The following is a 21,612-nucleotide window of genomic DNA, read 5'->3' on the forward strand; positions in this document are numbered from 1 at the left end:
TGCACAACAACCCTGGGAGAGACAGTCTCATGCAAAGCAGCAAACCTCCGTTCCGCGCCGACATGGTCGGCAGCCTTCTTCGTACCCGGCCCTTGAAGGAGGCCCGGGACAAGCATCATCGCGGCGAGATCTCCGACGAAGCCCTGAAGGCGGTCGAGGATCAGGAGATCAAGAACCTGATCAAGCGTCAGGAGGAGATCGGCCTGCAGGCCGTGACCGACGGCGAATTCCGCCGCGCCTACTGGCATTTCGACTTCCTGGAGCACCTGGACGGTGTGACCTCGATCGAGGCCGATTCAGGCATGAACTTCAAGGGCGGCGTCGGCATCACCAAGGCTCTGCGCGTCACCGGCAAGGTGGGCTTTTCCGACCATCGGATGATCGACCATTTCCGTTTCGTGAAGGAAAACACGAGCCGCGTCGCCAAGATGACCATTCCAGGCCCGAGCATGCTCCACTACCGCGGCGGCCGGAAGATGATGAGTATGGGCGTCTACCCGGATATGGACGACTTCTATGCGGATGTGGGCGCGGCCTACAACAAGGCGGTCCATGCCTTCTACGATGCAGGCTGCCGCTACCTGCAGCTCGACGACATCTCCTTCGCCTATCTCTGCGATCCCAACCAGCGCGAGATGCTGAGGGAGCGCGGGGACGATCCCGAGAAGCAGCCCGACATCTATGCCGGCATGGTGCGCGAGGCCCTGAAGGACAAGCCTTCGGACCTGATCATCACGATGCATCTGTGTCGCGGCAACTTCCGCTCCACCTTCATCGCCTCGGGCGGCTACGAGCCCGTGGCGGAAACGCTCTTCAATGCCATGCCGGTGGACGGCTACTTCATGGAATGGGACACCGATCGGGCAGGGGGCTTCGAGCCACTCCGGTTCCTGCCGAAGGGCAAGTCGGTGGTTCTCGGCCTCGTCACGTCGAAGACCGGCACCCTTGAGAGCAAGGATGACATCAAGCGCCGTATCGACGAGGCGACGAAGTACGTCGACCTCGACCAGCTCTGCCTCTCTCCGCAATGCGGCTTCGCCTCCACGGAGGAGGGCAATACCCTCGCCGAGGACGAGCAGTGGGCCAAGCTCCGCATGATCGTCGAAATCGCCGAGGAGGTATGGGGCAAGGCGCCGTCAGCCACGCAGGTGCGGCAGGCTTCGTAACGATCCGCGAAAGGATCGCGCAATCCAGCGGGACTCGGGGACAAAGAGCCGAGCCCCGCTGAGGATGCCAGGATTGCTTGCTGCACCCGCATCCCTGCTGAGAGAGCCGCCTCGAAGGCCGCAGAATCTGGCTTTTCCGTCCTCCGACCGCCTGAGCCGGCGGGAAATGGGCGGGACGAACGCCCCGCTGCGACAATTCTGCGGCCTTTGGGTTTCTTTCGGGGATGGATACGGGTTACTTTGTTGTCTATTCAGTCGGCCACAGCCGTTCACGCTATCCAGAAGAAGCTTTGCGTACCACGATGACGTTTCCGATGCCGCCGAACGAGGTGGAGCGGCTGCAAGCTCTCCACCGCCTGAACATCCTCGACGGGAGGCTTCCGTCGGGGCTCGACCGGATCTGTTCGATCGCGCAATCCCTGTTTCATGTGCCCGTGGTCCTCATGGTGTTCCTCGACGAGGAGGTGGCCTGGATCAAGAGCGGGTCCAACTCGGAACTGTCGAAAGAGCCGCGGGCCCTGTCCTTCTGCAACCATACCGTGATGCACGACGAGGTGTTCGTGGTTCCCGACACGTTCGCGGACCGGCGTTTCGCGGAACATCCCTATGTCAAAGCCGATCCTCCGCTGCGCTTCTATGCGGGAGCCCCCTTCACGACGGAGCCGGGCGTGCGGATTGGCTCGATCTGCCTTGTCGATCACGTCCCGCGCGACTTCACGCCCCGGCAGATGAACCTCCTGAGCTCTCTGGCCCGTGTCGCGGTCGACGAGTTGTGGCTGCACCACCTGGAGCGGTCGGGCCTTGCGCCTGCGACCGAGGTGCTTCCCCTTGCCAGGAAGGTGTCGCTGGACTTCCAGCTGGAGCCGTCCATCACCAGCCGCCAGGTTCGCGCCGGACGCGGCCTGCTCAATTGGTCGGTGCGGGAGCTGGCGGAGGCCGCCAAGGTGTCACCCATGACCGTGAAGCGCATCGAGGCGAGCAGCGATGTCCTTGTGGTCAGGGATGAGAGCGCCAAGGCGGTGCGCCGGGCGCTGGAAGAGGGCGGCGTCGAGTTCGTGTTTTCTCCCGATGCGGAGCCGGGGGTGAGGCCCCGCTGAAACGCTCCCCGGGCCTCCCGAATATCGCGCCTGGAACCGGCTCAAAGCCGGGCCGCCTGCAGGGCGTGGCTGGCGCGGGTATCGCGGTTGCGGGGACCAGGGCCGATGGGGCCGAAATCCCCTCGCAGCGCCTTCAGGGCATAACGCTCGGTGTCGATCTCGCGGGCGGTGCGGAAGCCGAGATTTCTGAGGATCGGCAGGGGCGGACACCAGCCTTGCACCGAATGCTGGAACAGGAAGATGGAAACAAGGGCTGGCAGGGCGAGCCAGCGCCGGTCCATCGTTGCGCCCAGGGCGACGCCGGCAAAGGCAAGGGTCGCGGCATTGGCCTCCAGCATCCGCTCGATGTCCCACTCCTCATCGAGCTCGCGGAGCCTGCGGTCGATCCGGTCGGGGTGCTCGGCGTGCCATCTCACACTTTCGGCGATCTGCGCCTCGATCCGGCGGTTGGCGTTCTGCCCCGTGCGGCCTGCGACCCGTTCGGCACTGCTTGCCACCATGACGCATCCTCCTCTGCTCCGTTAGAAACGGGGCCGTTCGGGTGCAGTTCCGCGGTGCTGCCTCGGCTGTCGGGTTTGGGTCAGGTGCTGCGACGCTCGATCAGAACGTGGCTCGTATCGATGACGCGCCGCGCGTCCTCGGCATGAGGCTCTTGGATGCGCGCGAGGATCAGGCGAGCGACTTCCTTTCCGATTAGATCTCCCGAGGGCCTGATCGTGGTGAGCGAGGGGACGCAGGAGGTGCTGAAATCCAGGTCGCCGAATCCGATCAGGGCGACGCGCTCGGGAATCGCAATGCCCCGGCGCTGACATTCGAACAGAACGCCCAAGGCGATCAGGTCGTTGGAGCAGGCGATGCCGTCGAGATCCGGGGCCTGTTGAAGAGCCCGGTTGAGGAGAAGGGCGCCGGCCTCCACCGTGGCGGCGCCAGGGTGATTGATAATTTCGCAGATCGGGGCTCCCCCGCCCTTGCCGGCCTCCGCGAAGCCGCTGGCGCGTTGCGCCGCACGGCGATCCTCGTCCATCCGCGCTCCCAGGAAGACAAGGTTGCGGCGGCCTTTCGAGAGCAGATGCCCTGCCGCCGAGGCGCCGACCTGTGGATGGGAGAAGCCGACGGCCATGTCGATGGGCTCTCCTCCAAGCTCCCACATCTCGACTACCGGCACACGGCTGGCTTTCAGCAGCTTGCGGGTTTCGGGGCTGTGATTGAGCCCCGTCAGCACGACAGCGGCCGGCGCCCAGGAGAGGGCGGTCCGGACCAAGGCCTCTTCCTGGCCTTCCCCGTATTCGCTGTGCCCGAGGAGAACCTGGAGTCCCTCGGCGGCGAGGGCGGATTGAAGCGTCGAGACCGTTTCTGCGAAGAAAGCATTGCGGATCGAGGGCACGATGATGCTGACGACCCGGGAGGAGGCTGCGGCGAGCCCGCCGGCAACCAGATTGGGCACGTAGCCCAGCGTATCGATGGCCCGGGCGATGTCCTGTCCGGCTGCGGGGGACACCGCATCGGGCTTGCGCAGATAGAGCGAGACCGTGGAGGGGGACACCTGGGCGAGCTTGGCGACGTCCATCATGGTGACGCGCTGCATCTTGCGCCGCTTCCGAGTCGCCCGGGTCTGGATCGTTCCGCCTCCTGAATCCACGAAAAGTCTCCCTAATTCGTAGCGCTCCGAAGGGAGAGCTTAATCCCTTTCCAGCGCGGATGACAAGAAAATCAACTTTATAGAGGGGATATTCCTGCTCCGGACGCCTGTTGAGAGATATAGCCTCCGGTCTTGCGGCAATTTCATCGTAGCGCTATGATGAATGAAATCGGCCGTGCGGAAGCGGTCTTTTGCTGCTGCCGCGAAAGGTCCACGCGTCGAGCCGACGCGCCAGGAACAGGTGAGGAAGCATGTCGTCGGTCAGCTTTCGGAAGCTCGAGAAGAACTACGGTGCCCTCAAGATCGTGAAGGGCATCGATCTTGAGATCGCCGACAGGGAGTTCGTCGTCCTGGTCGGGCCCTCCGGCTGCGGCAAGTCCACCACCCTTCGCATGCTGGCCGGTCTGGAAAGCATCAGCGGCGGGGAAATCAGCATCGGCGACCGGGTGGTTAACAAGCTGCCCCCGCGCGAGCGCGACATCGCCATGGTGTTTCAGGACTACGCGCTCTACCCGCACAAGACCGTCTATGAGAACATGGCCTTCAGCCTGAAGGTTCGCGGGGTCCCTGCTTCCGAGATCAAGCCGCGTATCGCCCAGGCCGCGGAGATGCTCGGCATCGAGCAGCTTCTCGAGCGCAAGCCGAGCCAGCTCTCCGGCGGGCAGCGGCAGCGCGTCGCCATGGGCCGCGCCATCGTACGGCGTCCCCAGGTCTTCCTTTTCGACGAACCGCTCTCCAACCTGGACGCCAAGCTGCGTGGGCAGGTTCGCACCGAGATCAAGCGGCTGCATCAGGCCATCGGCACCACCATCATCTACGTGACCCACGACCAGGTCGAGGCGATGACGCTCGCCGACAGGATCGTGATCCTCAAGGGCGGCGAGATCGAGCAGGTCGGCACGCCGGACGAGGTCTACAACAATCCGGCCAGCGTTTTTGTCGGCGGCTTCATCGGGTCGCCCGCCATGAACTTCGCGAAGGGCACCATTCGCGGCGGGCAGATCGCCTTCGACGGGGGAGCCCAGCTCCCGGTCACGGCGAACGCCGCCGGGAAGGCGACGGCGCTGGAAGGCCGGGACGTGGTGGTCGGCATCCGCCCGGAGCATTTCGTATCCTCTGCCGAGGGTCAGACCCTGGCAGGCCGCGTGCAGGTCGTCGAGCCGCTGGGCTCCGACACGCTCATCCATTTCGCCCTGGGGCAGGCCACGCTCACCGCGCGCGTTGCGCCGGAGATGCGGCCCCAGCCCGGCGAGACCCTGTCCATCGGTGTCGATCCGTCCCGGATCCATCTCTTCGATGCGGCAACGGAGCGGGCGCTGAGCTGATCGCTCTCTGACAACAAGGAAGATGCCGGCCAGGCACCGGCATCCGTCAACTTCAACGGAGGAAATGATGACCGTTACCAAGACCGTGACCTGGCTGCTCGCCGGCGCAGCCCTGACCCTGTCGGCGTCCGCCGCCATGGCCCAGCAGACGAACCTGCGGGTGTTCGTCTCCAGCCAGCACCGCCCGGACGTGTGGCGCAAGGCCTTCGACATGTACGAGGCACAGAACCCGAACGTGAAGGTCACCATCGAGACCGGTGGAAACACCTCCGAGGCGCAGGCCCAGTACCTCAACACCATCATGACGGCGAAGGATTCCTCGCTCGACGTGATGATCCTCGACGTGATCCGCCCGGCGCAGTACGCCGCCGCCGGCTGGACCGTGCCCTTCAACGAGGTGATCCAGGGCGACGCCCAGGCCTACATGAAACGCTATCTGCCGGCCTATGCCGAGGCGAACACGGTCGACGGCAAGGTGGTGGCGCTGCCCGCTTTCGCCGACGCCATGTTCCTCTATTACCGCAAGGATCTTCTGGAGAAGCACGGCATCCAGCCGCCGCAGACCTGGGAGGAGCTGACCGCCGCCTCCAAGAAGATCATGGAAGCCGAAAAGGACCCGAATCTTCAGGGCCTCTCCTTCCAGGGCAAGGCCATCGAGGGTGCGGTCTGCACCTTCCTCCTGCCTTATTGGAGCATGGGCAAGCAGCTCGTCTCCGACGGCAAGCTCTCCTTCGACAAGGATGCGGCCGTGAAGTCGCTCACCCTCTGGAAGGACTTCGTCGACCAGGGCGTCGCCAAGAAGAACATCGCCGAGGTCGCCACCGACGACACCCGCAAGGAATTCCAGGCCGGCAACGTGGTCTTCGCGGTCAACTGGTCCTATGCCTGGGGACAGTTCCAGGGGCCTGAATCCGCCGTGAGGGACAAAGTCGGCGTCGTGAAGCTCCCGGCCGTCAAGGGCGGCGAGCCGGCCTCGTGCCTGGGCGGTTGGGAGTGGGGCGTCTCCGCCTACTCCACCAACAAGACCGAAGCGCAGAAATTCGTGCAGTACCTGTCGAGCCCCGAGACCTCGGAGTTCATGGCCGTCAACGCCGCGCTCCTTCCTGCCTTCCCCGAGAAGTATACCGATCCCGATGTGACCAAGGCCGTGCCGTGGTTCGCCGAGGCCAAGCCTGTCGTCGAGACGGCAAAGGCTCGCCCGGTGACGCCCCGGTATAACGAGGTCAGCGAGATCATCCGCACCACGGTGAATGCGGTGCTCGCCGGCACCACGACGCCGGAACAGGGCGCGACCCAGATGGAAAGCCGCCTGCGGCGCGTCCTGCGCTGAGCCGCTCCACCCCATGACCGGACGGGCGCCTCAACCGGCGTCCGTCCCCAACGTTGCAACCGGGCAGGAACATGACGATGGCAACGGCCAGCGAAACAGGCATCATCACGGCGCATCGTGAAGGCGCCACGAAATGGTGGACGCGCTTCCTCGACCCGAGCGAGCGCACCCTTGCGGCTCTCCTGCTGGCTCCGACGGCGCTGCTGCTCTCGCTCATCATCGTCTATCCCGTCTGCCGCCTGGTCTGGACGAGCTTCCAGAATCTGTCGCTCACCTCCGGGCTCCCGGCGGAGTTCGCCGGGCTCGAGAATTACCGTCTGATGATCGACGATCCTGTGTTCTGGGAGACCACCTGGAACACGGTTCTCATCACGCTGATCACCGTTCCCGGCGCATTGCTGGTCGGCCTCGGGCTCGCCCTCATGGCCAACATGCCCTTCAGGCTGAAGTGGCCGGTTCGCCTGTCCCTTCTCATTCCCTGGGCGCTGCCGCTCTCCTTCGCCGGCCTGATCTTCGCCTGGTTCTTCCATTCCGAGTACGGGGTGGTGAACGACGTGCTCCGGCGAGTCGGCATCGAAGGCATCATCTGGTTCAATTCCGCCAATTGGGCCTTCGCGGCCATCTGTCTGACCATCATTTGGAAGACCTCGTCCTTCATGGCGCTGATCATCCTGGCCGGACTGCAGACCATTCCGCGCTCCCTCTACGAGGCAGCGGAGGTCGATGGGGCAGGGCGCTTCCGCCAGTTCTTCGAGATCACGCTGCCGCTCCTGAAGCCGGCCATCGTGGTGGCCCTGATCTTCCGTACGATCACGGCGCTCCAGACCTTCGATATTCCCTTCACCATGACCCGCGGCGGGCCCGGCACGTCCACGGCGACGCTGGCCATGTACATTCACCAGAACACCGTCGATTTCCTCGATCTGGGCTACGGCTCCGCGCTGGCGGTCGTGATGTTCCTGCTCTCCATGTGCGTGACCTTCGTCTATCTGCGCATGATCCGCGCCAAGGGGTGACAGCCATGAACGCCGAAGCACCTGCAACCCAGTCGCTCCTCTCCGGCAAGCCGCTGCGGCTTCTCATCGCGTTCATCCTCGTGATGAACGGCATGTTTCCGGCCCTGTGGATCCTCTTCACTTCGCTCAAGACCGAAGCGGAGCTGACGGTGAAGCCGATCACCTGGCTGCCTCATGCGCCGACGATCGCGAACTACCTGCGCGCCTTCACGGACCAGCCGCTGCTGCTCTTTCTGTTCAACAGCTTCATGGTGGCGATCCTTTCGACCGCACTGACCCTGTTCGTATCGGTTCTGGCGGCCTATGCCCTGGCGCGCCTGCAACTGCGGGCGCGGGATCTGATCCTGTCGGCGATCATCGCCGTCTCGACCTTCCCCTTGGTGACCCTGCTCGTGCCTCTGTTCGAGATCATGCGGGCGCTCGGCCTCCTCAATACCTGGGTGGCGCTGATCCTGCCCTACACGGTCCTGAGCCTGCCGGTCTGCACCCTGATCCTGGTTTCGTTCTTCGAGGGCATTCCGCGCGACCTCGAAAACTCCGCCATGATCGACGGCTGCACCCGCATCGGCGCTCTGTTCAAGGTCGTCGTGCCGCTCTCGGCGCCGGGCGTGTTCACCGCGGGCATCCTGGCCTTCGTCAATGCCTGGGACGAGTTCCTGCTCGCTCTCTCATTCAATTCCAATCCCATGCTGCGCACCCTGCCGGTCGGCATCACGCTCTATCAGGGCGAGTTCGCCTTCCCCTGGCCGGTGATCTCGGCGGCGCTCGTCGTCGGCATCGTTCCCGTCGCTGTTCTGATCGTGATCTTCCAGGAGCGCGTCGTGTCGGGCCTGACCTCCGGCGGCATCAAAGGTTGAGGACTTTCCCATGACACGCCGACCCCTCGCAGACCTGCGGAGCCAGCGCTGGTTCGCCTCCGACGACATGCGCGGCTTCGCGCATCGCCAGCGCACACAGCAGATGGGCATGCGCCGCGAGGAATTCCTCGGAAAGCCCGTTGTCGCCATCCTCAATACCTGGAGCGACATGAGCCCGTGCCACTCGCACCTGCGGGACCGGGCCGAAGCCGTGAAGCGCGGCGTGTGGCAGGCCGGCGGTTACCCCGTTGAGCTGCCCGCCCTCTCCGTCGGCGAAGTGATGGTGAAGCCCACCACCATGCTCTACCGCAACTTCCTGGCCATGGAGGTGGAGGAACTGCTGCGCTCCCACCCGGTCGACGGGGCGGTGCTCCTCGGCGGCTGCGACAAGTCCACGCCCGGCCTGCTCATGGGCGCGATCAGCATGGATCTTCCGGTGATCTTCTGTCCGGCGGGTCCCATGTCGAACGGCCAGTGGCGCGGCGTGAAGACCGGGGCCGGAACCCATACGAAGAAATACTGGGACGAGCTGCGCGCCGGTAACATCACGCAGGACGATTGGGTCGACCTCGAAAGCCGCATGACCCGCTCCATCGGCACCTGCAACACCATGGGAACGGCCTCCACCATGACTTCCATCGTGGATGCCATGGGCCTGACGCTTCCGGGCGCTTCCTCGATCCCGGCCGCGGACAGCGGGCATACCCGCATGGCATCGTCCTGCGGCGAGCGGATCATGGAGATGATCTGGGAGGACCTGAAGCCCTCCCGGATCCTCGACGCCAGCAGCTTCCGCAACGGCCTCGTGGCCTACATGGCGCTCGGAGGCTCGACCAATGCCGCCGTTCATTTGATCGCCATGGCCCGCCGCGCCGGTGTCGACCTGACACTCGACGACATGTCCGACATGGCCGGAAAGGTCCCGGTCTGCGCCAATCTCTTCCCGTCGGGCGAGTACCTGATGGAGGATTTCTATTTCGCAGGCGGCCTGCTGGCGATGCTCAAGAAGCTCGAGGCCCATCTCGATCCGGAGGCGAAGACGGTCAACGGCCGGACTTTGGGCGAGAACATCGCCGATGCCGAGTGCTGGAACGACGACGTGATCCGCGGCCCCAACAACCCGGTGGTGCCGCTCTCGCAGGGCAAGACCCTGGCCGTGCTCCGGGGCAACCTCGCTCCCAACGGCGCGGTCATGAAGTCCTCGGCCGCCAACCCCAAATTTCTCAAGCATGTGGGCCCGGCCATCGTCTTCGACAGCCCGGCCGAAATGAACAAGGCCATCGACGATCCCGATCTCGACATCACCGAGGACAGCGTCATCGTCCTGCGCAATGCGGGCCCCGTGGGAGCGCCGGGGATGCCCGAATGGGGCAATCTGCCCATTCCGAAGAAGCTCCTGAAGCAGGGCGTGCGCGACATGGTCCGCATCTGCGACGGGCGCATGAGCGGCACCCATTACGGCACCTGCATTCTGCACGTGGCACCCGAAGCCGCCGTGGGAGGCCCCCTCGGTCTCCTCAAGACGGGCGACCTGATCGAGCTGGACGTGGCGGCCGGGCGGCTCGACATGCGCGTCGCTCCAGCCGAACTGGAGCGCCGCAAGGCCGAGTGGAAGCCGACCGCGCCGGTTTACGGGCGCTCCTTCGCCGCCCTCTACCAGCGCCATGTCTCGCAGGCCGACGAGGGCTGCGACTTCGATTTCCTGAGCGCGCCCGGCCCGGTGGCCGAGCCCGTGATCTTCTGAGGACGCCATGATCGACATCGAAAACCGCTTCAAGCGCTGGCTTCAGGGAGCGGGCCCGAAACCGCCGCTGGGAACCTGGCTGATGGCGGCGGCTCCCGCCACCGCCGAGGCCATGGGCTATACGGGCTTCGACTTCCTCGTGGTCGATATGGAGCACGTGCCGATCGAGGTGGCGGATTTGGCCCACATCCTGCGCGCCATCGGCTGCACGCCGGCCGAGGCGGTCGTCCGCATGGCCTGGAACGACCAGATTCTCATCAAGCGCGTTCTCGATGCAGGCGCCCAGACCATCATGGTGCCTTTCGTTCAAAACGCCGAGGAAGCCCGTCAGGCGGTCGCCTTCGCCAAGTATCCGCCGCACGGCGTGCGCGGGGTCGCTGCGGTCCATCGCAGCTCCCGGTTCGGCCGCGCGTCCGACTATCTGAAGCGGGCGAACGACGAGGTGGCCGTGATCGTCCAGCTCGAGACGCCGGAGGCCATCGAGCGGCTGCCGGAGATTGCAGCCGTGCCGGGCGTCGACGCGCTCTTCGTCGGGCCGGGCGATCTCTCTGCGGCCATGGGCTATATCGGCAACATCGCGCATCCCGAGGTTCAGGCTCTCATTGCGAAGGCCGCGAAGGATTCCCATGCCGCCGGAAAGCCCGTCGGCATCGTCGGTCCCAATCCCGAGATGGTGCGCCGCTTCATCGACTACGGCTACGATTTCGCCGCCATCGCCTCCGACATCGCCATGATGACCGGCCGCGCCACGGACTGGCTCGGCGCGCTTCGCGACCAGCCGGTGCAGGTGGCGCCCGCAGCTGCCGCCTATTGAGGTTCGCTCCATGAACGCGACCGTCGCGCTCGACGTTCGGGCGCAATTGGGTGAATGCCCGAAATGGTCCGATGAGGAGCAGGCCCTGTTCTTCGTCGACATCAAGGGCAAGGCGCTCCACCGCTACAAGCCTGGCACGGGCGAGCACGTCGCCATGACGATGCCCGAGGAAATCGGGTGCTACGGCTTCAGGAAAGACGGCGGCTTCGTTGCCGGGTTCCGGTCGGGCATCTGGCTCCTCGACCGCGAGGGCAAGCCGGAGAAGAAGCTCGCCAACAACCCGGAGGACCAGAACACCAGCCGGTTCAACGACGGCCGGGTGGACCCGGCGGGGCGCTTTCTGGCCGGAACCATCGACGAGCCGAAGGCGGGCGGAAAGGCCCATCTCTACCGCTACGACCGGCGCGGGCTCGTGCCGCTTGCCGGCGGCCTCCTGACCTCCAACGGCGTCGCGTTCTCCCCTGATGGGCGCACTCTCTACCATTCGGATACGCCGACCTTCACCGTCTGGCGCTATTCCTATGATCCTGCGACAGGCGAGACCTCCGACCGGACATTGTTCGTGCGTCTGACGCCGACCGAGAGCGACCGTGGCCGTCCCGACGGTGCGGCGGTCGATGTGGAAGGCTGCTACTGGACCGCGCTCTTCGAAGGCGGGAGGGTGCAGCGCTATGCGCCCGATGGAAGCCTGATCGGGGAGTATCCGGTGCCGGCCCGCTGCCCCACCATGGTCGCCTTCGGCGGTCCCGAGCGGAAGACCCTCTTCGTCACCTCGGCGCGGGACAGCCGCCCGGAGGATGAGCTGGCGACCTTCCCGCATTCGGGCAGCCTGTTTTCCATGCCGGTGGATGTGCCGGGCCTGCCGGAATATCGTTTCGACCCCGCCGTTTAGTTCCCGAGGCACCGATGCCGTTCGACTACCAGACTGTTCAGTATCGCTCACTCGAAGACCGCTCCGTGGTGATTACCGGCGGCGCCTCCGGCATCGGCGAGGAGATGGTGAAAGCCTTCGTGGCTCAGAAGGCGCGGGTGTCCTTCATCGATATCGACAAGGAGCGGGGAGGGGCGCTTGCCGCCGCGACCGGCGCGACCTTCCATGCCTGTGACGTGACCGACATTCCGGCCCTGCGCAACGTGCTCGCCCGCATCGAAGGCGACACTGGCGGCATCCACGTTCTCGTCAACAATGCCGGCAAGGACGACCGCCACGACATGGCGGAGGTCGAGCCGGAGTACTGGCGCCGGGCGCTCTCCCTCAATCTCGACCACCAGTTCTTCGCCACGCAGGCCGTCTCCAAGGGCATGGCGAAGGTGGGGGGCGGCTCGGTCATCATGCTGGGTTCCATCTCCTGGATGCGCGGCCGCCCCGGCATGGTCGGCTACACCACCGCGAAGGCCGCCATCAACGGCATGACCAAGACACTTGCCCGGGAACTCGGCCCGTCGGGCATCCGCGTGAACTGCATCGTGCCCGGCGCCATTCTCACCGAGCGGCAGGAAAAGCTCTGGCTCACGCCGGAGCTCAACCAGCAATTCATCGATCTCCAAGCCCTGAAGTTCCGCCTCAACGCCAGCCACGTGGCGAAGCTCGCCCTCTTCGTGGCGTCGGACGAGAGCGCGGGCTGTACCGGGTCCAATTTCGTCGTCGATGCCGGCCTGACCCAGAACTGAGCCCTTCCATGCAGATCCAGACACAACCCAACGGCTTCGACCTCCTCCTCGACGGCAGGCTTATCCTGCGCCACCGGAGCGATATTCCATGCCTTTTCGTCGGCCATGGCGAAGCGCGCATGGACATGTACCGGGGCAATTTCGACATCGAGGACTATGTCGTCGAGCGCACGCCTCTCGCTCACGCCGAGATCACCGGGACGGACGACGGCTGCGACATTGCTTTCGCGGCAGCCCCGGGGCTGCCGACCCGCCTCACGCTCAGCGTGTCCGGCGATGAAAGGAACGCGGTCGTCTTCTTCAATGCTCAGGACCTGTCGATCAACCGTGTCTGGCTGCGGGTTCAGGCCGAGGCGGATGAGCATGTCTGGGGCGGCGGCGAGCAGATGTCGTATTTCGACATGCGCGGCCGCCGCTTTCCCTTGTGGACTTCCGAGCCCGGCGTCGGGCGCGACAAGTCGACGGAAATCACCTTCAAAGCGGATGTGACCGGCAAGTCGGGCGGTGATTACTGGAACACGAACTACCCGCAGCCGACCTATGTCTCGTCCCGTCGCTATGCGCTCCATGTGGAGACGACCGCCTATTCCGCCTTCGATTTCCGGCGCGACGGCTTCCATGAGATCGAGGTTTGGGCCGTGCCGGAGCGGATCGAGCTTGCGGCTCGACCGACCTTTCTCGCCCTGGTCGAGACGCTCTCCGAGCGCTTTGGCCGCCAGCCGCCTCTTCCCGAATGGGTCTATGGCGGTGCCATTATCGGCCTGAAGGACGGGGCGCGCTCCTACGAGCGGCTCGACGCCATCGTCGCGGCCGGAACGAAGGTCTCCGGCCTCTGGTGCGAGGACTGGGTGGGGTTGCGCAACACTTCCTTCGGCGCGCGCCTGTTCTGGGATTGGAAAGCGAACGAGGACCGCTATCCGGGCCTGCGCCAGCGCATCGCCGAGATGGCGGAGCGCGGCATCCGCTTCCTCGGCTACGTCAATCCGTACCTTGCCGTGGACGGCTCGCTGTTTCCCGAGGCCGATGCGGCGGGCTATTTCGCGAAGGACGAGGCGGGCAAGACCGCCCTCGTGGACTTCGGCGAGTTCGATTGCGGAGTGGTGGACTTCACCAATCCCGACGCGGTGGAATGGTTCGCCGAACGAGTGATCGGGCAGAACATGCTCGATTTCGGCCTTTCGGGCTGGATGGCCGATTTCGGCGAGTACCTGCCCATCGATGTGCATCTCGCCAACGGCGTCGATGCGAAGCTCATGCACAATGCCTGGCCGACCCTCTGGGCCGAGGTGAATGCCCGGGCGGTGGAAAGCCGCGGCAAGACGGGCGAGATCCTGTTCTTCATGCGCGCGGGGTTCACGGGCGTGCAAAAATACTGCCCGCTGCTTTGGGCCGGGGACCAGTCGGTGGACTTCACCCGTCACGACGGTCTCGTGACGGTGATCTCGGGCGCCCTCTCGTCGGGCCTCCTCGGCAACGCCTATCACCACTCGGACATCGGCGGCTATACGAGCCTGTTCGGCAATGTCCGCACTGCAGAACTCATCATCCGCTGGGCAGAGATGGGGGCCTTCACGCCGGTCATGCGGACCCACGAGGGCAATCGGCCGCGCGACAACCTGCAGATCGACCAGGACCCGGAGGTGCTCCGCCACTTCGCTCGGATGACGCAGGTCTATGTGCATCTCGTGCCGTACCTGAAGTCGCTCGTGGCGGAGGCCTCCGCGCGCGGGTTGCCGGTGCAGCGGCCGCTCTTCCTGCATTTCGAGGACGATGCCCGCGCCTACACGATCCAGGACGCCTATCTCTACGGGCCCGATCTGCTCGTGGCTCCCGTCTGGCAGGCGGGCAGGACCGAATGGACGACCTACCTTCCGAAGGGCGCGGATTGGGTCCATGTCTGGTCGGGGCGGACTTTCGCCGGAGGGAAGGAGGCGACGGTGGCCGTGCCTTACGGTCAGCCGCCCGTATTCCATCGGGCGGGCTCCGCCTTCTCGGAGCTCTTCGCAGGCCTGAAGGATCTCTGAGGAATGTCAGCTGCGGAGCTGGTGGGCTTTCTTCTTCTCGCCGGGGCCGCAGCCTATGCGCAGACCCTGACCGGTTTCGCCTTCGGGCTGATCACCATGGGCGGGATCGCTCTGACCGGGCTGCTTCCGCTGACGGATGCGGCGGCGATCGTCAGCGTGCTCACCCTGGTCAACGCCACGCAGATGCTCCTCAAGGGCTGGCGCGATGTCGCCTGGCGCGAGTTCTGGCTCGTCATGGCGACGAGCGTGCCGTTTCTCTTCGCGGGCTATGCCCTGCTCGAGTGGCTCGCCGAGACCCGTACCGATCTCCTGCGCCTGATCCTTGGTCTCATCATCATCGTGTCCAGCCTCCAGCTCGCGCGAAAGCCCGAGCCTCTGGGCCGGCTGTCCGGCTCGGGCTCCTTCCTGTTCTTCGGCAGCATCGCCGGCCTGATGGGAGGGCTCTATTCCACCGCAGGGCCGCCGCTCGTCTATCACTTCTATCGTCAGCCGATGCCCCTCGTGCAGATCCGCGAGACCCTCGTCACGGTCTTCGCGCTCAATGCAGTGTTCCGTATCGGCCTCGTGGGTTTCACCGGCAACCTGCCGACCGGTTCGGCCTGGTTCGGGCTTCTCGCGGTTCCCATGGTCATGGGAGCGACCTATGCCGCACGCCGCTGGCCGCCGCCGCTCTCCCCCAAAACGACGCGCCGCATCGTCTTCGTCCTGCTGTTCCTCTCCGGAGCGTCTCTCGCGGCGCCGGCTCTGGTGCCGATATTCGGAAGCTCGGTCTAGGGGACAGCCCGAAGGGAGGCGATGTCCCCATCGGTCAGGCCGGCGGCCTTCGCTCTCGCATAGAGTTCGCGCGCCTTGGAAGGATCGCCCCTTATCCCGAGCACCCTCCAGCTTGCCAGCACCTGTGGATCGTAGGTCTGTGCCAAACGGTAGATGGCCCTCGCGCTGCCCTGAGCCGCCGCTTTCTCCAGCACGAGACGGGCGGCGCCGACATCCGCCTGTGCCAGGAGACGGTTGGCTCGCTCCAGAAGCGCGATTTCGTCCTTGCCCGGTGGAGCATGCGGCGCACCGGGAAACGTGGCAGCAGGCGGAGGAGGCGGTGGCGCCGTCATCCAATCGGGCGGCTGGCGCTGCCGCTGGATGGTCAGGCCCCGCCGCAGGGCCTCGGATTCGCGGATCAGCGCCTCCGCATCGCTACGACGCGAAGGTGCTTCCGAGCCTGTCACATGCGAGGGCGGTGGTGCATCGTCGGCGCGAGGCGAGCGGGCAGGTGGGGCAGGAGACGACGCTTCGCCGGAATCCGGAGGTCCATCGGGAAGGGCAGGAGCGGCGGAGGGCGGTTCGCCGAGGGCGCTCCGTCCTCCCGGGAACCAAGCGGCGACCGCGACGGCGAGCAGGGCCGCGACGACGAGCTGCGCCGCCATGACGGTCCAGCCGAAGAGGCTCAGAGACGGAAGGTCGCTCCGCGACAACGGGGCTGCCGAGAGGCCGGAGAGCGGGCGTGGCTTGGCTTCGTCTTCGGGGGGTGGGATCCCGGCCTCTGCGGCCCTGCCCAGGATCGGATGTGGGGCTTCTGCAGGAATCTCCGCATCCTCGCCGGAAAGACCCAGGATCCGCTCCAGATCCGCCTCTCCCTCCGCATCTGTCGCAAACGCGATCCTCTCGCAGTCTGAATCGGGATTCCCCTGGATCATGGCCTCTACCGGGTCTGGAGTGTGGCCCTTGGCCAGGGCTCGGATCGCCTGAACCGCCTCGTCGAACTTGGCCTGCCGGGACAGGAGGTCACGGGAGGCGGGAACGATCCTGCCGGCTTCCTCGAGAGGGGATGCGCTCGGATGTGCTGCTTTCCGGCCAGACGTGGAGCGTTGCGGCCGCAGGTCTGGTTTCCTCCGACCGTTCTTGCCGGCGTTCGCTCGCGTCCCTTGTTCTGCACGTCTTCTCATAGGCATATCGCTTTATGAGAGGGATTTCTCGGCCGCCCGTGCGTTCCGTCAGAACATACGGCCGGGAGCAGGCGTCCCACAATCGGCACCTAAGGGTGAGGCGGGCGCGGCAGAGGCGGAATCGATCCCGTGCCTCCTGCGATAGGATGAGCCGTCAGCCTTCGGGAGTAGTGCGTCCCATAATCCCGAGGAGCGCGTTGTGTTCCGGCGCCTGCCGCGGTCTTGCCAAGCTGTTCGCCGAGCCCGGCCAAGTTTTCGGCCCAGCTTGCTGCAGCTTCATCCAAGAAGATGATGCTGCAACAACCGTAAACCCTTTAGGCGGATGCGAATTGGCAACTGTTTCCCATGGTCGAGAACGAGGAAGGTCTTTGCTGCCGGCGGGATGTGCGGGATCCGATCGTGATTCTCCGACGCCCCCGGTCCGTTCCGATGGCAGATGCTTGCCGGAGCGGCCAGTCAAACGGGAGAGCGCACCATGGAAGAAGAAGACACTGAAGGCACCGCCAACACCGGCAGCAACAACACCTTTACCTTCGACTTCGATTTTGATCAGGACCTCGTCCAGGATCAGGACGCGGATGTCGACGTCGATACCGACCAAGTTGCCGATATCGATCAGGACAATGACCAGACGGCCGACTCCGATGCGGTCGCCGACAATGATGCCGATCTTGATGTCTTCACCGACAACGATGCCGACTCCGACGCGACCGCGGATTCCGACGGAGACGCCGTGAACGATATCGATAGCCCTGTCGACGGAAGCGACGGCACGGGCGGCGCCGGTGACGGCGGTGACGGCGGCGATGGCGATGGTGGCGACTCGACCGGCAGCGGCGGCGATGGCGGCAGCACGGACAACGACGGCGGAGCCGCTGGCGACGGCGGCGACGGCGGCGATACGTTCGGTGATGGTGGCGACGGCGTGGCTGGCGACGGCGTGGGCGGCAACGGTGGCGACGGCGGTGACGGCGGTGACGGCACCGGAGGCAATGGCACCGATGGCGGCGGCGGCGGCGACGGCGGAGCCGGCGGTACGGAAGGCAGCGGCGGCACGAGCGGCGCCGATGGGACGGATGGCACCGATGGTGACGGCGGCACCGGTGGAACCGGAGGTACCGGCGGCACTGGCGGAGCCGGTGGATCAGGTGGCGCCGGTGGCGCTGGCGGCGCCGGCACCGGTGGTGCTGGTGGAGCCGGTGGCGCAGGCGGCGATGGCGTGGGCGGTGCCGGCACCGGTGGTGCAGGCGGCTCGGGTACGGGCGGTGCGGCCGGCAGCGGCGGCGCTGGCGGCTCGGCCGACGGTGACGCAGGTGCGGGCGGCTCCAGCGGCAATGGCGACGGCGGTGACGGCGGAGCCGGGGCCGGTGGCGATGGCGGCGCAGGCACGGGCGGCGATACCACCAGCACGGTGACGGCCGACGCATCCACCGACAACGATGCCGATGCGAATGCCGACGGCGATGCCGATGGCGATGCTTCGGGCGATGCCACTCAGGACGCGGATGCCCTGTCCTACGTCGATCAGGATACTGGCGACGTCGATGTCGCGCAGGACCAGGCGGTCGATGTGGACGTCGTCCAGGATCAGGACGCCGACCAGGCGATCACGATCGATTTCGACTTCGGCGACTTCGGCTGATCGATCTCCTGCCGAGGCCCGGCACCCGAAAGCGTGACCGGGCCTCATGGCCTACGCTGCCGCTCTCCTCAGGCAGCGTAGGCCGCTTTCGCGCCCTGCCGACGGGCGATGTTGTCTGTCGGCGCCCGTGAAGACCAATGGGAGACCTGCCGCCCATGGCCCTATCGTGGATGAGAACCCGTCCCCGGACAGAGATCGAGATTGCCTTCAGGCTCTGCCGCGCCTCACTCATCATGGTGTTCGCGCTGAGCTTCTTCCTCAATTTTCTGGCACTGACCGTTCCGCTCTATCTGCTTCAGGTCTACGACCACGTCCTGTCGAGCCACAGCATCGACACGCTCGTGATGCTGACCGGCATCGCCGTCGTCGCGCTCGCCGTGAGCGCCATCCTGGACGGCCTGCGCCGGGAGATGCTGTCGCGGATCGGAACCTGGCTCGACGACCGCATTCAGGCCTCGGTCCTGACGGCGGCGGTTCAGGCCGCGCTCCGGAGCGATCCGACGGCCGCCGCCCAGTCCTGGCGTGATCTGAACGGACTGCGCACCTTTTTCGCCGGCAATGCCTGCAGTGCGCTCTTCGATCTGCCCTGGACGCCGATCTTCGTCCTGGCGATGATCATCGTCCATCCGCTGCTCGGCATCCTCGGGCTTGTCGCATCGCTCATCCTGTTCGGCCTGGCGCTGCTCAACGAGACGCTGACGCGCCGGTCCGTCGCCCGTGCAAGCATAGCCTGGTCCAACAGCCAGCATCGCTTCGAGGCCCTCCTGCGCAATGTGGAGGCCATCAGCGCCATGGGCATGCTGCCCGGCGTGGCTCGCATCCTTCACGACGAGCAGGTCGAGGCGAAGCAGGCCCAGCTCTCGGCAGGTGCCCGCGGCGCGATCATTCAATCCCTCGCGCGCTTCGTCCGCCTCTTCACCCAGGTCACGGTCATGGCCTTTGCCTCCTGGCTGGTCATTCGTCACGATATCAGCCCGGCGGCCATCTTCGTGAGCTCGATCCTTCTCGGCCGGTCCCTCGGCCCCGTGGAAGGCGCCATCGGGACGTGGAAGGCGGTCACGAGTGTTCGGCTGGGCTATGCCCGCCTGCAGAAGCTGATGGCCGCCGCTCCGCCCAAGGGGCCCGGCATGTGGCTGCCCCGGCCGAAAGGCGATCTCTCCATCGAGCAGTTGAGCTACACGCCGCCCGGCTCCGACACCTTGGCCCTCCGGCGTCTCAGCTTCAGTCTCAAATCGGGAGAGGTTCTCGGCGTTGTCGGCCCTTCAGGCGCCGGCAAGTCGACCCTCGGTCGGCTCATTGCCGGGGTCATCATTCCCACGGCAGGGCACGTGCGCCTCGACGGAGCGGACATGTCGATCTGGATGGCATCGGGCGGCCACGGGCATTTCGGCTACCTGCCGCAGGACGTCGAGCTCTTCGGCGGTACCGTTCGCGAAAACATTTCCCGCCTGCAGGATGCTGCGTCGGAGGACGTGATCGCTGCGGCGACCCTGGTGGGACTGCACGAAACGATCATGCGCCTGCCGCACGGCTACGATACCGATATCGGGGAAGGAGGCGCACGCCTTTCGGGCGGGCAGCGCCAACGTCTCGGGCTGGCGCGGGCCTTCTTCGGCGAGCCCCGCCTCGTCGTGTTGGACGAACCGAACGCGAGCCTCGACCAAGACGGCGAGGATTCCCTCCGGCAGGCGATCCTTGAGATGCGCGACCGCGGCGTGACCGTGGTCGTCATCGCCCAGCGCCTCGGTATCCTCAGCATCTCGGACAAAGTTCTGATCCTCGAGAACGGCGCCCTGAATGCCTTCGGATCCCGCCGGGACGTGGCCGAGAAGATCAGGAGCGGGCGCACGGCCATCAAGGTCAAGGGGCCACAGGTCATCGACGAACGCCGGAAGCCGGTCCAGGATACCCGGCCCGCTCAGTCCTTGCCGGATGTGTCGAACGGGCCGATGCTGCTCGACGAGGCGAAGAGGGCCGTGTCATGAGGAGCGGGAAAAACACTCCTGTCCTGGACCTTGCCGCCGTCCTGCCGCCTCCTCCTCCGACGCCGTTCCAGCGCATGGGCTTCCTGGCGGTCAGCGCCTTCGCGCTGATCGGCGTCTTCGTGATCGGGTTCGGTGTCTGGGCGACGCAGGCGCCCCTCGAGAGCGCCGCCATCGCGGGCGGCGCCATCGAAGCGGAATCGAGCCGCAAGACCATTCAGCATCTGGAGGGAGGGATCATCGGGCGGATTCTGGTGAAGGACGGGGACGAGGTGACCGCCGGCCAGCCGCTCATCCGCCTCGACGATACCAAGGCCCGTGCCACGCTCCAGGTTCTGCAGGGCCAGCTATGGGATGCGCAGGCCCGGGAGGCCCGCCTTCTGGCCGAGCGCGACGGACATCAGGCGCTTGAGTACCCCGAAGGGCTCGCGAGGGCCGCAGCCGACAACCCGGCTGTCACGGAGGTGCTGAGCGGCCAGCAGAAGATCTTCGAGACGAGACGCCGCCTTCAGGAATCGCGCATCGACGTCATCCGCCAGCGCAAGGGACAGACCCTGCGGGAGATTGAAGGCCTCCGTTTCCAGGAAGGTGCCGCCACCAAGCGTGCCCGGATCATCAAGGAGGAGCTGGCTGCAATCGCACCCCTTGTGGCCAAGGGCCTGCAGACCCGTCCGCGACTGCTGCAGCTCGAAAGGGAGCAGGCCGAAATCGATGGCCGGCGCGGCGACACGCTGGCGCAGATCTCCCGCGCCGAGCAGGCGGTCGGCGAGGCCGAGGCCCAGATCCTGAAGCTGCAAAGCGACTGGCATTCGGAAATCGCCCTGGCCCTGCGCGACACGCAGAGCCAGATCTTTCAGCTCCTCGAGCGCATTCAGGCGGCGACCGACGTGCTGGCGAGGACGGAGGTCCGGGCGCCGGAGGCGGGTACGGTCACCAACCTGCGCATCCATACTCCGGGCGGCGTCATCGCCGCCGGCGAGCCTCTGATGGACCTCGTGCCCCAGCAGGACAGATTGATCGTTCAGGCACAGGTGAAGCCGGATGACATCGATCTCGTCCGGCCGGGTCTCACCGCGTGGGTCCGACTTCTCGCCTATAAGCAGCGGCGCGTTCCCCCGGTGGAGGGCGTCCTCACCTATGTCTCGGCAGACCGGCTCGTCGATAAGGAAACCGAACAGGTCTATTACACGGCACGCATTCAGCTCGACGAGGCGGCGCTGCACCAGCTGCCGGAAGTCGAGATCATGCCCGGCATGCCGGTCGAGGTTCTGATCAAGACCGGCGAGTTCACCGTTGCTCACTACATGCTGCGTCCGGTTCTGGACAGCTTCAACCGAGCCTTCCGCGAGAACTGAAGGGCCGGTTGGG

At 65.6% G+C, this 21,612-nt stretch carries 18 protein-coding genes; 15 read left to right on the forward strand and 3 right to left on the reverse strand.

The genetic code is table 11. The features are described 5' to 3' along the window. The first annotated feature begins 29 nt into the window (after positions 1–29). Both ACFOYU_RS20735 and ACFOYU_RS20740 read left to right on the forward strand, forming a co-directional pair. Positions 30–1,166, forward strand: a complete 1,137-nt coding sequence (locus tag ACFOYU_RS20735) for a 5-methyltetrahydropteroyltriglutamate--homocysteine S-methyltransferase (protein WP_377035074.1) — start codon at positions 30–32, stop codon at positions 1,164–1,166. Positions 1,167–1,468: 302 nt separating this feature from the next. Further along, the gene (locus ACFOYU_RS20740; protein ID WP_377035075.1) at positions 1,469–2,263 is read left to right on the forward strand and encodes a GAF domain-containing protein; all 795 of its coding nucleotides are present in this window, start codon (positions 1,469–1,471) and stop codon (positions 2,261–2,263) included. Positions 2,264–2,304: 41 nt separating this feature from the next. On the opposite strand, the gene ACFOYU_RS20745 is transcribed toward ACFOYU_RS20740, so the two are convergent. Both ACFOYU_RS20745 and ACFOYU_RS20750 read right to left on the reverse strand, forming a co-directional pair. Next, positions 2,305–2,763: a hypothetical protein gene (locus ACFOYU_RS20745; RefSeq protein WP_377035076.1), complete on the reverse strand. Its 459-nt coding sequence runs from the start codon at positions 2,761–2,763 to the stop codon at positions 2,305–2,307. A gap of 80 nt (positions 2,764–2,843) precedes the next feature. Next, the gene (locus ACFOYU_RS20750) at positions 2,844–3,902 is read right to left on the reverse strand and encodes a LacI family DNA-binding transcriptional regulator (protein WP_377035077.1); all 1,059 of its coding nucleotides are present in this window, start codon (positions 3,900–3,902) and stop codon (positions 2,844–2,846) included. A gap of 251 nt (positions 3,903–4,153) precedes the next feature. Between ACFOYU_RS20750 and ACFOYU_RS20755 the strand changes: the two genes are divergently transcribed. From ACFOYU_RS20755 to ACFOYU_RS20800, 10 genes are all read left to right on the forward strand, one after another. Next, the gene (locus ACFOYU_RS20755) at positions 4,154–5,227 is read left to right on the forward strand and encodes an ABC transporter ATP-binding protein (protein ID WP_377035078.1); all 1,074 of its coding nucleotides are present in this window, start codon (positions 4,154–4,156) and stop codon (positions 5,225–5,227) included. A 67-nt stretch (positions 5,228–5,294) separates the two neighbouring features. Further along, the gene (locus tag ACFOYU_RS20760; RefSeq protein ID WP_377035100.1) at positions 5,295–6,557 is read left to right on the forward strand and encodes an ABC transporter substrate-binding protein; all 1,263 of its coding nucleotides are present in this window, start codon (positions 5,295–5,297) and stop codon (positions 6,555–6,557) included. 77 nt (positions 6,558–6,634) lie between these two features. Further along, positions 6,635–7,573, forward strand: coding sequence for a carbohydrate ABC transporter permease (locus tag ACFOYU_RS20765; protein ID WP_226741743.1), 939 nt, complete (start codon positions 6,635–6,637; stop codon positions 7,571–7,573). Positions 7,574–7,578: 5 nt separating this feature from the next. Continuing rightward, positions 7,579–8,430: a carbohydrate ABC transporter permease gene (locus ACFOYU_RS20770; RefSeq protein ID WP_226741744.1), complete on the forward strand. Its 852-nt coding sequence runs from the start codon at positions 7,579–7,581 to the stop codon at positions 8,428–8,430. 10 nt (positions 8,431–8,440) lie between these two features. Continuing rightward, on the forward strand, positions 8,441–10,174 hold the full coding sequence (gene araD / locus ACFOYU_RS20775; RefSeq protein WP_377035079.1) for an L-arabinonate dehydratase: 1,734 nt from the start codon (positions 8,441–8,443) through the stop codon (positions 10,172–10,174). A gap of 7 nt (positions 10,175–10,181) precedes the next feature. Beyond that, on the forward strand, positions 10,182–10,988 hold the full coding sequence (locus ACFOYU_RS20780) for an HpcH/HpaI aldolase/citrate lyase family protein (protein ID WP_377035080.1): 807 nt from the start codon (positions 10,182–10,184) through the stop codon (positions 10,986–10,988). A 10-nt stretch (positions 10,989–10,998) separates the two neighbouring features. After that, positions 10,999–11,880, forward strand: a complete 882-nt coding sequence (locus ACFOYU_RS20785; protein ID WP_377035081.1) for an SMP-30/gluconolactonase/LRE family protein — start codon at positions 10,999–11,001, stop codon at positions 11,878–11,880. Between the two features lie 14 nt (positions 11,881–11,894). Next, positions 11,895–12,659, forward strand: coding sequence for an SDR family NAD(P)-dependent oxidoreductase (locus ACFOYU_RS20790; RefSeq protein ID WP_377035082.1), 765 nt, complete (start codon positions 11,895–11,897; stop codon positions 12,657–12,659). Positions 12,660–12,667: 8 nt separating this feature from the next. Further along, positions 12,668–14,683: an alpha-glucosidase gene (locus ACFOYU_RS20795; RefSeq protein WP_377035083.1), complete on the forward strand. Its 2,016-nt coding sequence runs from the start codon at positions 12,668–12,670 to the stop codon at positions 14,681–14,683. Between the two features lie 3 nt (positions 14,684–14,686). Then, a complete protein-coding gene (locus ACFOYU_RS20800) occupies positions 14,687–15,457 on the forward strand; it encodes a sulfite exporter TauE/SafE family protein (protein WP_226741750.1) in 771 nt (256 codons plus the stop codon). On the opposite strand, the gene ACFOYU_RS20805 is transcribed toward ACFOYU_RS20800, so the two are convergent. Then, on the reverse strand, positions 15,454–16,620 hold the full coding sequence (locus ACFOYU_RS20805) for a hypothetical protein (protein ID WP_377035084.1): 1,167 nt from the start codon (positions 16,618–16,620) through the stop codon (positions 15,454–15,456). The genes ACFOYU_RS20800 and ACFOYU_RS20805 overlap by 4 nt on opposite strands. 475 nt (positions 16,621–17,095) lie before the next feature. Here ACFOYU_RS20805 and ACFOYU_RS20810 point away from each other — a divergent pair, with 475 nt between their 5' ends. From ACFOYU_RS20810 to ACFOYU_RS20820, 3 genes are all read left to right on the forward strand, one after another. Next, positions 17,096–18,262: a hypothetical protein gene (locus tag ACFOYU_RS20810; protein WP_377035085.1), complete on the forward strand. Its 1,167-nt coding sequence runs from the start codon at positions 17,096–17,098 to the stop codon at positions 18,260–18,262. 155 nt (positions 18,263–18,417) lie between these two features. Further along, the gene (locus tag ACFOYU_RS20815; RefSeq protein WP_377035086.1) at positions 18,418–20,247 is read left to right on the forward strand and encodes a type I secretion system permease/ATPase; all 1,830 of its coding nucleotides are present in this window, start codon (positions 18,418–18,420) and stop codon (positions 20,245–20,247) included. Continuing rightward, positions 20,244–21,599, forward strand: a complete 1,356-nt coding sequence (locus tag ACFOYU_RS20820; RefSeq protein WP_377035087.1) for an HlyD family type I secretion periplasmic adaptor subunit — start codon at positions 20,244–20,246, stop codon at positions 21,597–21,599. The genes ACFOYU_RS20815 and ACFOYU_RS20820 overlap by 4 nt, the downstream gene beginning before the upstream one ends. The last annotated feature ends 13 nt before the right edge of the window (positions 21,600–21,612 follow it).

The sequence above is a fragment of the Microvirga sp. GCM10011540 genome (assembly GCF_042650665.1).
Taxonomy (GTDB): domain Bacteria; phylum Pseudomonadota; class Alphaproteobacteria; order Rhizobiales; family Beijerinckiaceae; genus Microvirga; species Microvirga lenta.